The organism is Methylocaldum sp. MU1018 (assembly GCF_053646775.1).
In genome coordinates, this window is record NZ_CM132195.1 from 3,721,137 (window position 1) to 3,733,191 (window position 12,055).

Genomic DNA, 12,055 nt, shown 5'->3' on the forward strand with positions numbered 1-12,055 from the left:
ATCCATTCGATGCTCCGTATTATAAGTAACTCATCGGAACAAAAACCATGTTTCAATCCGCGCTCGGCCGCACCCGGCGAATTGCCCTCCCGTGAATCGGGAGATCGCCGGAAAGAATAGCAACGCCCGGCGTTGCCGCACGTTTTCTGCCCGCCCGGAAAGAGGGAGCGAACTGCGCGGCATGAGATTTAACGATGAATTTCCCGCAAGGGATCAACAGAAAGGATCGGTCATGTATGTCAGATGCGCCGCATATCGCGGCGGTCAACGAATCAGCGATATCGGCGTCGAGAACATCAGCACGCTGCTGGCGGAACCGCACACGTTCGTATGGGTCGGGCTGATGGAGCCCGATACGAACGAGCTGCTGCAAATCCAGGAAGAGTTCGGCTTGCACGATCTGGCGGTGGAAGACGCCCGCTCCGCGCACCAACGGCCGAAACTGGAAGAATACGGGGGATCGTTGTTCATGGTCCTGCACCCCGTGGAGCTTCGGGACGGCGATGTTCATTTCGGCGAAACGCATCTGTTCATCGGCAAACAGTTTCTGATCTCGATCCGTCATCAATCGTCGCTCGGCTACGGACGCGCTCGAATCCGCTGCGAGGCCATGCCGCAGCTCCTGGCCAGGGGTTCCGGATTCGCGCTTTATGCGCTGCTCGATCTCGTGGTCGACAACTTCATGCCGGTCGTCGAGCATTATCAGTCGCTCCTCGAGGCGCTGGAAGAAGACATCTTCGGAAACCGCCTGGATCGTGACGCGATGGAGCGCCTGTACGACCTCAAACGCTGCCTGCTCCGGCTCCGCAACGCCGCCGCCCCCTTGCTGGACATCTGCAATGCGCTGATGCGGCTTCACCCGGAAATCGTATCCAAGGATCTGCGCATCTACTTTCGCGACGTACACGATCATGTGCTTCGCATCATCCGCGCCACCGACACCATGCGCGAAACCTTGTCCGATGCCATGCAGGTGAACCTGGCGTTGATCACAGTCCGGCAGAACGAAGTCGTCAAGCGCCTGGCCGGATGGGGCGCCATTTTGGCCTTGCCGACCATGGTATTCAGCATGTACGGCATGAATTTCAAATTCATGCCGGAACTCGACTCCCGATTCGGCTATCCCGCCGCCTTGGCGGGAACCCTGATCGGCTGCGTCTGGTTGTATCGCCGCCTGAAACGCGCCGCATGGCTGTAGAAGCGCCGCGCAGGGCATCGCTCGATCCGGCTTGCGTTCTCCCTGAAGCGCGATCGACGAAAGCCGGCCGGCGGCGGTCGCGCTTGAAAACCGGGTGCCGCACCCCAATCTATGGAGACATCTCCTTCACGCAACAAAAGGCATTTTTCAATGCGAATGGACAAATTGACCAGTAAATTTCAGGCGGCCTTGGCCGAAGCGCAGAGCCTGGCTTTGGGGCGCGATCATCAGTTCATCGAGCCGCTTCACGTGATGGCGGCGCTGCTCGACCAGGAAGGCGGCACCGTGCGTCCCCTGCTCTCGCAATGCGGCGTCAACATCGATCAATTCCGCGCTTCCGTGGAAGAGGCGCTCGACCGCATGCCCCGGGTCGAAGGCGTCGGCGGCGACGTGCAGGTCTCGAACGAATTGGGCCGATTGTTGAACCTGACCGACAAGCTGGCCCAGAAACGCGGCGACACGTTCATCACCAGCGAGATGTTCGTGCTGGCGGCCATCGAGGACCGCGGGCAGCTCGGCGACATGCTGCGGAAAGCGGGATTGGACCGGAACCGGCTGGAGCAAGCGATCGAACAGATCCGGGGCGGTCAGAAAGCGGACGACGCGAACGTGGAAGAGCAGCGTCAGGCGCTCCAAAAATTCACCATCGACCTGACCGCGCGCGCCGAGCAAGGCAAGCTCGACCCGGTGATCGGGCGCGACGACGAAATCCGCCGCACCATCCAGGTTCTGCAACGGCGCACCAAGAACAACCCGGTGTTGATCGGCGAGCCCGGTGTCGGCAAGACCGCCATCGTCGAAGGACTGGCGCAGCGCATCGTCAACGGCGAGGTGCCGGAAGGCGTCAAGGGCAAGCGCCTGCTGGCCCTGGACATGGCCGCCCTGATCGCCGGCACCAAGTTCCGCGGCGAATTCGAAGAGCGCATGAAGGCGCTCCTGAACGACATCGCCAAACAGGAAGGCAAGACCATCCTGTTCATCGACGAGCTGCACACGCTGGTCGGCGCCGGCCGGGCGGAAGGCGCCATCGACGCCGGCAACATGCTCAAACCCGCCCTGGCGCGCGGCGAGCTGCACTGCATCGGCGCCACCACTCTGGACGAATACCGCCAATACATCGAGAAGGACGCGGCCCTGGAGCGGCGCTTTCAGAAAGTTTTGGTGGACGAGCCCAACGTCGAGGACACCATCGCCATCCTGCGCGGGCTCAAGGAAAAATACGAGGTGCACCACGGCGTCACCATCACCGACCCGGCCATCGTGGCGGCGGCGACCCTGTCGCACCGCTACATCACCGATCGCAACCTGCCGGACAAGGCGATCGACTTGGTGGACGAGGCCGCCAGCCGCATCCGCATGGAAATCGATTCCAAACCGGAAGAAATGGACCGTCTCGAGCGCCGCCTGATTCAGCTCAAGATCGAGCGCGAGGCTTTGAAAAAGGAAACCGACGAAGCATCGCGCCGGCGCCTGGAAGCTTTGGAGGGCCATATCGCCGAATTGGAAAGGGAGTACGCCGAACTGGAAGAGATCTGGAAGGCGGAAAAAGCCGCCTTGCAAGGCACCACCACCATCAAGGAACAGTTGGAGCGCGCCCGCCTCGAACTGGAAGCCGCTCGGCGCACCGGCGATTTGACGCGAATGTCGGAATTGCAATACGGCGAGATCCCGAAATTACAGCGGGAACTCGACCTGGCCACCCAGGCCGAGATGCAGGAAACCAAGCTGCTGCGCAACAAGGTCACCGACGAGGAAATCGCCGAGGTGGTCTCCAAGTGGACCGGCATTCCGGTGGCGAAAATGCTCGAAGGCGAACGGGAAAAACTACTCCACATGGAAGAAAATCTGGCCCGGCGGGTGGTGGGCCAGCAGGAAGCCATCAAGGCGGTGTCGGACGCCATCCGCCGCTCCCGCGCCGGTCTCGCCGACCCGCGCCGTCCCAACGGCTCCTTCCTGTTCCTGGGACCGACCGGCGTCGGCAAGACCGAGTTGTGCAAAGCCTTGGCCGAATTCCTGTTCGACACCGAGGAAGCCATGGTGCGGATCGACATGTCGGAATTCATGGAGAAACACTCGGTGGCCCGCCTGATCGGAGCGCCGCCGGGTTATATCGGCTACGAGGAGGGCGGCTATCTGACCGAGGCGGTGCGCCGCCGGCCCTACTCGGTAATCCTGCTCGACGAGGTGGAAAAAGCCCATCCCGACGTGTTCAACGTGCTGCTGCAAGTGCTCGACGACGGCCGCCTCACCGACGGCCACGGCCGCACCGTCGATTTCCGCAACACCGTCATCGTGATGACCTCGAACCTGGGTTCCGACCGCATCCAGGAATTGGCCGGCGAGGAGAATTATCAGCGGATGAAAGCGGCGGTCATGGAGGTGGTCACCCACTACTTCAGGCCGGAATTCATCAACCGTATCGATGAGGTTGTGGTCTTCCATCCGCTGGTCAAAGAGCAAATCCGCGCCATCAGTCGAATCCAGATCGGCTACCTGCAAAAACGCCTGGCCGACCGCAACGTGGCGCTCGCGGTCAGCGAAGCCACCCTGGACAAGCTCGGCGAAGCCGGATTCGATCCGGTCTACGGCGCGCGGCCGTTGAAACGGGCTATCCAGCAGCAATTGGAAAATCCGTTGGCGCAGGAGATCTTGGCCGGCAAGATCGCTCCCGGCGACACGGTCAGCGCGGACATGGAAAACGGCGAGATCGTGTTCCGCAAAGCCGCCTGAGCATCACTCGCCGACTCGGCACAAGGATGTGCCGCAACGCCACCCCGCCCTCGCGCGATTTGCCGATTCGCCTCTTGACTTCTTGCGCCGACGCATAGAGCCTGAGATTATATGGCGCCGACGGCCCGGTCTTCAGGCCCCCGGTCTCGGCGTACCCGTGAGACATCGCAATCACCGAGGCCCATGCCATATCGGTGACAGGTATCCGACCCGTGAATTCTGAGATTTCAAACGCCTCGGCAGTCCCAAGACTCGTGAACCAGGAAGGACGACACATGGATATGCGCAAGGTACTGTGCTTCAATTTTTCGCCCGTTCGGAACGAACCGCTCGACGCCCTGCGGTCGCTGGACTGGACGATCTTTTCCACCGGCAATCTCGACGAAGCCAAAAACCTCATCGACCGCCACCGCTTCAAGGTCGGAATGGTTTTCTTGGACGCTCACCGGGAAGCCGGATTGTCTTCGATCAGCAGTCTTTTCGCCGCACGCCGCCCCATGGAATGGATCGGCCTGCTGGACTCGGAAGCCCTGAAGCGGCCCGACATCTGCGAGCTGATTTCCCGCCACTTTTACGATTATCACACGCTGCCTCTGGACCCCGAACGATTGCAACTGACCCTCGGCCACGCCTTCGGCATGGCCCGCATGCTGGAACGCACCGCCACGTCCGACCACAAGAACGGCGAGGAAATGATCGGTTGCAGCCCGGCGAGCCTCAAGCTGTTCCGAACCATCAAGAAAGCCGCCGCGATCGACGCTCCGATACTGATCGTCGGCGAGAGCGGCGCCGGGAAAGAATCGGCGGCGCTCGCCATACACCGGGCTTCCGCCCGATGCGACAAACCCTTCGTCAAGATCGGCTGCGACGGGTTACCGCCGGACGTCATCCGGTCGGAGCTGTTCGGGCCTGCGGAAGACCGGAATACCCGATCCCGGAAACCGGGCCGGGGACGCTTGGAAGCCGCGGCCGGAGGCACCGTGTTCCTGGACGACGTCGACAATCTGACCGACGATCTCCAGGCCGATCTGCTGAATTTCTTGCGGGAAAAAGCCATCCGGTCGGATGGCGGCGCCCCGGACATGCCGCTCGACGTCCGGATCATCGCCGCCGCTCAAGCCGATTTGGCACAAGCCGTAGCGGATGGCCGTTTCCGGGACGAGCTGTATCGCCGGCTCGCGGTTCTGACGGTTACCGTTCCTCCGCTCCGGGAGCGCCAGGACGATATCGAACTCCTGGCGAAACACTATCTCCGCTCGTTCGCCGATGGCGGCGGCCACTCCGCTCAAAGCTTCGAGCCGGAGGCATTGAAAGCGATGCGCCATTACGACTGGCCCGGCAACATTCGCGAACTGATCAGCCGGATCAAGCGGGCCAAGGTCATGTGCGAAAACGCTTCGATAAGCCCGGCGGATTTGGGCTTGAGCGACTTTCACCCGAACTTCGCCAACGCGTTCGACCATCCGATGACCTTGGAAGAAGCCAAAGACCAGACCGAAAAGGAAATCATCCAGCTTACCCTGCAAGCCACGGAAAACAACATCTCGCGCGCGGCGCGACAGTTGGCGGTGTCCCGCATGACGCTTTACCGCCTGATCTACAAGCATCAAATCAGAAGCCACTGGGTTGGGGACAATCTGGGGATAGCGGCGCAGGAATGAGCGGCCCGCCATCCGGTCGATCGCCCGAGACGGCCTGCGGCGCGAGCGGGCGATCCGAGGGTTTCCGGGCGAGCGACGCGGCGATTACCGCCTAGAGCGTTTTCAATCCGGGCGTTCCGCACGGAATACCGTCGACGCGAGATGAAAACGCTCTAGCTCGGCCGGTCCATCGGGAAAAAGAAAACTAATCCCCCGCCGGCAAAATGCTGAACTCGATCAGCTCGGCTTGCTGCCGGAGTCTATCGGCAAGCCGGCCGAACTGGACTTGGTTGTAAGTCCGGATGACCATGCAGTACTCGAAAGCCTTGCCGCCCTCGACCAATCGATAGCTCATGCTGGCAACATACGTCTTGTGCCGGGCGATCAGGTCGCGCACGGCCGATTCGGCCGGCACCGAATCCCTCGCATATCTCAACACCAACTCGGCATAGAGCTGATTCGGCAGCCAATATTCGATCAAGCGGAAAACGGCCAGCGTACCCAGGACCGCGCCGGTTACCAGCACCGCCGGATAATAGAATCCGATGCCGTACAGGATGCCGAGCGCGGCCGTCGTCCAGATGGATGCCGCCGTAGTCAGACCGCGGATGGTCAGTTTCTCCTTGAAAATCACCCCGGCCCCCAGAAAACCGATGCCCGTCATGATGCCTTGGGCCATGCGGGTCGGATCAGTCCGAAGCGTATCCGGCGGAATCCCCTTTAACCACAGTTCCTGATAGCCGGTCAGCAACATCAGGAGAGCCGACGCCAGACAAACGAGTGCATGCGTGCGAAATCCGGCCGGACGGCCATGAAACGTGCGTTCGAGCCCGATGAGACTGCCGGCCGTCCACGCGCTTCCCAAACGAATCGCAATTTCGAGGTATTCGTCGCTCATGATGTTCTCGTTTTTGCAAAACTATCGTTCGGGAGCCAATACCAATCGATGCCTAGCCTCGCCCGGCAAGAACGGCAGAGCGGCGCCATTGAGCCAAGCGTCCTGCTGATCGCGGTAATGTACCGAGAACGGATGTCCCGACTGGCCGCCCGGCATGTGGAGAATCCCGTCTTCCGGATGGTTCGGCGACACCGCCATGCGCTCACTGGCCCCGTGCCCGTCAAACAGCACGCGCACACAGAAACTGTTGCAGCCGCTCGCGGGCTCCTCAGGCATGTTCAGAATCCATCCGGCGAACGCGAAGGCATGGCTGAACGGATGGCTCATATGAACCCGGTTGATCCGTCCCCAGGCAAGTTCCTCCAATCGATCGACGCCGCTTTGCTGCCTGACCTCGCCCGCGCTGCGGCGGAGCGTCTCGGTCAAGAAACCGCGCCAATCGGCATACTGCCGGTCCGGCAGGGCTTCCGGAGCCTGCTCCGTCAACAGCGTGCGGAGCGGCGTTTCCTGCTCGCGCCAGGCATAGGCGAAGCTCGGATCGGCCGCCGCGCACCGGCTCACCAGAGGAGCGAACACCGCTTTTGCGAGATTCTGCCGCCACGCGACCAGCAGTCCGATGCCGACGCTGTCGGCGTCGAGCCGGCCGTTCCAGCCTTCGATCGAGCGTTTGGCATCGGCCAAAACCGCATCTTGCACCTCCCCGTTCAGTACGGACAAGGCCAAGCGGCGATAGAACTCGTAAAACTCGCTGACCGTATCGAGCTGCACGGCCAGCATGTCCTGCTCCGACACCCGGCTCATCGCCTTGAGCCGCTCGGTAATGCGGTAGGCGCGGTAGCTGTGGGCGAAATTGTGGCCGATCACATAGGGATAAGCCGTACCCAGGGTGCGATTGTTGGCGGTCGCGAGAAAACCTTCGGCGGGATCGACGACCCGCGGCAGCTCGTCGGGCGGAATGAATCCGTCCCAGCGGGCGCTGCCGTCCGCCCAGGAAACGCTGACGCTGCCGTCGAAACCCACCCGTTTCGGGAAAAACCCCATGTAAGTCCAGGCGATGCGCCCGGCATCGTCGGCCAGAACGACGTTCTGGGGCGGCGCGCCGGCGCGGTTCACGACGGCCATCGCCTCGTCCAGGATCCTGGCCCGATCCATCCCGAGCAATCCCAGATTGACGGCGCGCGAATCCAGTGCGATCCAGCGGATCGCCACGGGCTGGCCGAGCAGCGGGTCGGGTGAAACCGGCCCCCAAACCGTGCTCTTCAGCTCGATGGTCTCGGCGTTGCCGTCCTTCACGGCGACGGTTTCGGTTCGCGTCTCGAACCGCCGCCAGCCTTCCGGCGTCCGGTAACGGCCGGGATCGGCGGGATCGAGTTCGAGCCGCACCAGATCCAGCAAGTCGGCGTCCACATTAGTGAATCCCCAAGCCACATGGCGGTTGCTGCCGACCACGACCAGCGGCACCCCGGGCAGAGTGACGCCGGAAAAGTCCACATCCTCGTAGAGCAACCGGGCCCGATACCAGATATTCGGCACGCCCAGCCCCAAATGCATATCGTTGGCCACGATGGCGCGCCCGTCCTTGGTTTTCGCGCCGCCCACCGCCCAGTTGTTCGAACCGATGCTCGGCGCGTCCGGCTCGACGGCGCTGCCGAACGTCCGCGCCCCGGCCTCTTCGATCAAACCCGCGATCGATTTCAGTGGAGCCTCGCGGGCCGGACGGCGCGAACCTTCGCCACCCAGCAGCACGGTCGCGTACGAGTCGGTGTCGGGCGTCAAAAAAGCGGTCACCTCGGACGGCAAAAAACGGTCCATCAGCGTGAGAGTACGCTCATCCTTGTCATGCCCGTTCAGGGTCTGAAACATGCCCAGCGCGACCAGCAGGCTGTCTTCCGGCTGCCAGGGATCGGGACGGTAAGCCAGAAAACGAAACTCGAACGGCAAGGCTTCGGCCCGCGAGATAAACGCATTCACGCCCTCGGTGTAGGCTTGCAGCACCGCGCGCTGATCCGCCGGCAACCGGTTCGCGATATTCCCGGCCGCGTCCGGAAACCGATAAACCCTCTGCCGCCTGTCCAGGGCCAAAGCCTTTTGCCCGAAAATCTCCGCCAGTCGTCCGGCGGTCTTGCGCCGCATCAGATCCATCTGAAAAAGCCGGTCCCGCGCATGGAGATAGCCCAGCACCCGGAACGCATCCTCCCGCGTCGCGGCCCGCACCGAGGGAATTCCGAGGTCATCCGCTTCCACCTCGGCCCCGGCGGAAAGTCCGGGCAGACTCGCCTCGCCGTCCATGACCGGCAGCGACCGAGCGATCCTGTCGACCTGATAAGCGGCGGGCGCAATCGCGAACAGCAGCGCGAATCCGACCACATACAAAAACCGTTTAGCGTTCATGAAGGCTTGTCTTTACCTTTGTCCTGGATCGCCGGTGAAAAGCGAGGGTATTCGAATTCGGGTATACTGCCCCGATTTTCGAAGAGTGAGCAATACCATGAGACCGAGCGGACGCCAGCCGGACGAATTGCGGAAGATCGCATTGACCTGCCACTACACGAAACACGCGGAAGGCTCGGTGCTCGTCGAATTCGGCGATACCCGCGTGATCTGCACGGCCAGCATCGAGGAAAAGGTGCCGCCGTTTTTGAAAGGCAAGGGCAGCGGCTGGATTACGGCCGAATACGGCATGTTGCCGCGCTCCACGCACGAACGGATGGGGCGGGAAGCGGCCCGGGGCAAACAGGGCGGCCGCACCATGGAAATCCAGCGGCTCATCGGGCGTTCCCTGCGGGCGGCGCTGAACCTGGAAGCCCTAGGCGAGCGCACCATTACCATCGACTGCGACGTGATCCAGGCCGACGGCGGCACCCGGACGGCTTCGGTCACCGGCGGCTACGTCGCCTTGTCCCTGGCCATACGCAATCTGATGAAGCAACGAAAGCTCAGGGTCAATCCCATCCACGGTCAAATCGCATCGGTGTCGGTCGGCATCTACAAAGGAGTGCCGGTGCTGGACCTGGATTATCGCGAGGACTGCGAAGCCGAAACCGACATGAACGTGGTTATGAACGAGGCCGGCGCCTATGTGGAGGTTCAAGGCACGGCGGAAGGCCATGCCTTCCGGCGCGAGGAACTCGACGCCATGCTCGATCTGGCGGGTAAAGGGGTCAACGATTTGTTGGCCCACCAGCGGGCCGCGCTCGAAAACTGCAAAGCCGGCTGAAGCCGGCTTTGCAACGCCGATATCTCGAAAGACCTTAAAGCGGACGACCGATGGTCATGGCTTCGGGCACTTCCACCAGCTTGCCCGATTTTACGTCATAGATGAAGCCGTAGATCGGAATGTTTTTCGGCACCAGAGTGTGATTGCGGATCCGTTTCACGTCCTCGGCGACGCTTTGCTCCTGATTCTCGATGGTCAGCCAGTTGATGTATTTGCCGTCCGTCGAACCCGGCCCCTTGCCGACATCGTGCCAGCCGCCGGCGTCGATGGTGGCGGTTTCCAGGCTGCTGCTCAGCAAATCGCTCATGATCTCGTTGGTGAACAATTCCATTCCGCAATCGGTGTGATGGATCACGAACCACTCGCGGGTTCCGAGCAGCTTGTACGAGATCACCAGGGAACGGATCGCATCGTCGCTGGCCCGCCCGCCCGCATTGCGGACCACGTGAGCATCGCCCTCGGAAAGACCGGCGTACTTGGCGGGATCCAGACGGGCATCCATGCAAGTCAGGATCGCGAAATGCCGTCCCGGCGGCATGGGCAGATGGCCCTTATCGAAACTCCCGGCATACGCTTGATTGGCGCTGAGGACTTCGTTCAAGATTTGGCTCATGTGTTTTTCTCCTCTGAGATTGAGATTGTTATTGTTGATGACGCCGCCGGCTGAAACGCTCCTTTCCGGGAAAGATTCGGCCCGCCACCTTGAGACCGGCCGATGACAAAAAAAATCCTGCTCGCCAGCAACAATCCCGGAAAGGTTCGTGAAATCCAGGCCATCTTGGCAAGCGACGACATTGAAATCGTACCGCAATCCGCGTTCCAAATCCCGGATATCGACGAAATCGGGCTGACCTTCGTCGAGAATGCCATTCTGAAGGCCCGGCATGCCAGCAAGCTTTCCGGCCTGGCGGCCATCGCCGACGATTCGGGACTGGAAGTCGATGCCCTGGGCGGCGCGCCTGGCGTGTTCTCGGCCCGCTACGCCGGACCCGGCGCGAACGATGCCGACAACAACGCGAAACTGCTCCGGGAACTGAAGGACATCCCGGACGCCGGGCGAACGGCCCGGTTTCGCTGCGTCATGGTTTTTATGCGCCACGCGCTGGATCCGAGCCCCCTGATCGGGCAAGGCGTATGGGAAGGCGCCATTCTGCGCGAACCGCGCGGCGGCGGAGGCTTCGGTTACGACCCGCTGTTTTTCGTGCCGGAAAAAGGCTGCGCTTCGGCCGAATTGTCCGCCGGCGAAAAAAATCGCCTGAGCCACCGCGGCAAAGCCCTGCGAGAACTGGCGGCACAACTCCGATGCCTTTAGAGCGTTTCATCTCGCGTTGACGGCTTTCCGCGCGGAGCGCTTGCGGCGTTGTAGAGGCGACTGAAATCGCCCCTACCCCCCACGTCCGCATTGAAAGCGCCAGGAAACTCCGCCCGGATCCTTGGATAGGCTCGGGACGAACGGTAAGACCCGGATTCCGTTCGCGGCGAACCGCCGAAAGGCATGAACGGAATCGGCTTATTCAAAGCTTCCTTTACGGAACGATGGCGGCGCGCTCCGACGAAACGTCCCCCCGTGAGTGGTCTTTATGGAATTCTTCGGTATAGGCGTGCGCCGAAAAAATCAACAGCACGCCGGCGCCGATCATGGCGACTTGTTGAACGGCGGCGCCGGCATTGGTGCGGCGGTGCAGGCTGGGAATGAGGTCGGCCACGGCTACGTAAACGAAGCTCGATGCCGCCAGGGCGAGAAAATAAGGCAGGGCCTCGCGAAGATTTTCCAAGCTGTAGTACGCCAGAATGCCACCCAGCAAGGTCGCCAAGCTGGACAGCAAATTGTAGAACAAGGCCTTGGCGCGGCTGTAACCGCTCTTCAGAAGAATCGCAAAATCGCCCACCTCTTGCGGAATCTCGTGGGCGAACACCGCCAGGCTGGTAACGATCCCCAAGTGCAAATCGGTGAGAAAAGCCGCGGCGATCAATACTCCGTCGACGAAATTGTGAATGCCGTCGCCCAGCACGATGAGAGTGCCGGCCGGCTGGTGAAAATGCTCGTCGGTATGCGTCTCGCAATCGCCGGCATGGCAATGCCGCCAAAGCAGCAGCTTTTCCAGCAAGAACAACCCGAGTATTCCGGCCAGCACGGCGGCAAAGACAGTATCCGAGCGCTCCGCGCCCACCGTTTCGACGGCGTGGGGCAAAAGATCCAGAAAAGCCACCCCCAATAACGCCCCCAGAGCGAAACTGATGCCGTGCGGCAGCACTCGGGGATGGTGATGGTCGGGAATCATCAGGAACAGCGATGCCGCAAGAACGCTCAAAACGCCGCCGATCAACGTGAAAATGACAATCCAAAGGAGCAGGTTCATGTCTTATTTGTA

At 61.5% G+C, this 12,055-nt stretch carries 9 protein-coding genes; 5 read left to right on the forward strand and 4 right to left on the reverse strand.

Going from position 1 to position 12,055, the window contains the following annotated elements; all coding sequences use genetic code 11:
* Positions 1-232 precede the first annotated feature (232 nt).
* From corA to ACWJKU_RS17065, 3 genes are all read left to right on the forward strand, one after another.
* Positions 233-1,198 (forward strand): magnesium/cobalt transporter CorA, encoded by a 966-nt coding sequence (gene corA / locus ACWJKU_RS17055; RefSeq protein ID WP_454144210.1) that lies wholly within the window; start codon positions 233-235, stop codon positions 1,196-1,198.
* Between the two features lie 150 nt (positions 1,199-1,348).
* Entirely contained in the window at positions 1,349-3,928 is a 2,580-nt protein-coding gene (gene clpB, locus ACWJKU_RS17060; protein ID WP_454144212.1) for an ATP-dependent chaperone ClpB, read from the forward strand.
* Between the two features lie 275 nt (positions 3,929-4,203).
* Positions 4,204-5,589 carry a sigma-54-dependent transcriptional regulator gene (locus ACWJKU_RS17065; RefSeq protein ID WP_454144214.1) on the forward strand — a complete coding sequence of 462 codons (1,386 nt, stop codon included), beginning with the start codon at positions 4,204-4,206 and terminating at the stop codon, positions 5,587-5,589.
* A gap of 184 nt (positions 5,590-5,773) precedes the next feature.
* Here the strand turns inward: ACWJKU_RS17065 and ACWJKU_RS17070 are convergent, their stop codons facing one another.
* The gene (locus ACWJKU_RS17070) at positions 5,774-6,466 is read right to left on the reverse strand and encodes an MgtC/SapB family protein (RefSeq protein ID WP_454144216.1); all 693 of its coding nucleotides are present in this window, start codon (positions 6,464-6,466) and stop codon (positions 5,774-5,776) included.
* Between the two features lie 21 nt (positions 6,467-6,487).
* Positions 6,488-8,857: a penicillin acylase family protein gene (locus tag ACWJKU_RS17075; RefSeq protein WP_454144218.1), complete on the reverse strand. Its 2,370-nt coding sequence runs from the start codon at positions 8,855-8,857 to the stop codon at positions 6,488-6,490.
* A 97-nt stretch (positions 8,858-8,954) separates the two neighbouring features.
* On the opposite strand from ACWJKU_RS17075, the gene rph reads away from it, so the two are divergent.
* Positions 8,955-9,683, forward strand: coding sequence for a ribonuclease PH (rph, locus tag ACWJKU_RS17080; RefSeq protein WP_454148175.1), 729 nt, complete (start codon positions 8,955-8,957; stop codon positions 9,681-9,683).
* Between the two features lie 34 nt (positions 9,684-9,717).
* Here the strand turns inward: rph and ACWJKU_RS17085 are convergent, their stop codons facing one another.
* The gene (locus ACWJKU_RS17085; RefSeq protein WP_454144220.1) at positions 9,718-10,296 is read right to left on the reverse strand and encodes a beta-class carbonic anhydrase; all 579 of its coding nucleotides are present in this window, start codon (positions 10,294-10,296) and stop codon (positions 9,718-9,720) included.
* Positions 10,297-10,398: 102 nt separating this feature from the next.
* On the opposite strand from ACWJKU_RS17085, the gene rdgB reads away from it, so the two are divergent.
* Complete coding sequence (gene rdgB, locus ACWJKU_RS17090) at positions 10,399-10,995, forward strand: RdgB/HAM1 family non-canonical purine NTP pyrophosphatase (RefSeq protein WP_454144222.1); 597 nt, start codon at positions 10,399-10,401, stop codon at positions 10,993-10,995.
* A gap of 214 nt (positions 10,996-11,209) precedes the next feature.
* On the opposite strand, the gene ACWJKU_RS17095 is transcribed toward rdgB, so the two are convergent.
* Positions 11,210-12,043 carry a ZIP family metal transporter gene (locus ACWJKU_RS17095; RefSeq protein WP_454144224.1) on the reverse strand — a complete coding sequence of 278 codons (834 nt, stop codon included), beginning with the start codon at positions 12,041-12,043 and terminating at the stop codon, positions 11,210-11,212.
* Positions 12,044-12,055: the final 12 nt, after the last annotated feature.

What these genes read in the sequence shown, in the direction of transcription:
- corA (WP_454144210.1), top strand. Translation starts at nt 233, where the DNA reads ATGTATGTCAGATGCGCCGCATATCGCGGCGGTCAACGAATCAGCGAT.
- clpB (WP_454144212.1), top strand. Translation starts at nt 1,349, where the DNA reads ATGCGAATGGACAAATTGACCAGTAAATTTCAGGCGGCCTTGGCCGAA.
- rph (WP_454148175.1), top strand. Translation starts at nt 8,955, where the DNA reads ATGAGACCGAGCGGACGCCAGCCGGACGAATTGCGGAAGATCGCATTG.
- ACWJKU_RS17065 (WP_454144214.1), top strand. Translation starts at nt 4,204, where the DNA reads ATGGATATGCGCAAGGTACTGTGCTTCAATTTTTCGCCCGTTCGGAAC.
- ACWJKU_RS17070 (WP_454144216.1), bottom strand. Translation starts at nt 6,466, where the DNA reads ATGAGCGACGAATACCTCGAAATTGCGATTCGTTTGGGAAGCGCGTGG.
- ACWJKU_RS17075 (WP_454144218.1), bottom strand. Translation starts at nt 8,857, where the DNA reads ATGAACGCTAAACGGTTTTTGTATGTGGTCGGATTCGCGCTGCTGTTC.
- rdgB (WP_454144222.1), top strand. Translation starts at nt 10,399, where the DNA reads ATGACAAAAAAAATCCTGCTCGCCAGCAACAATCCCGGAAAGGTTCGT.
- ACWJKU_RS17085 (WP_454144220.1), bottom strand. Translation starts at nt 10,296, where the DNA reads ATGAGCCAAATCTTGAACGAAGTCCTCAGCGCCAATCAAGCGTATGCC.
- ACWJKU_RS17095 (WP_454144224.1), bottom strand. Translation starts at nt 12,043, where the DNA reads ATGAACCTGCTCCTTTGGATTGTCATTTTCACGTTGATCGGCGGCGTT.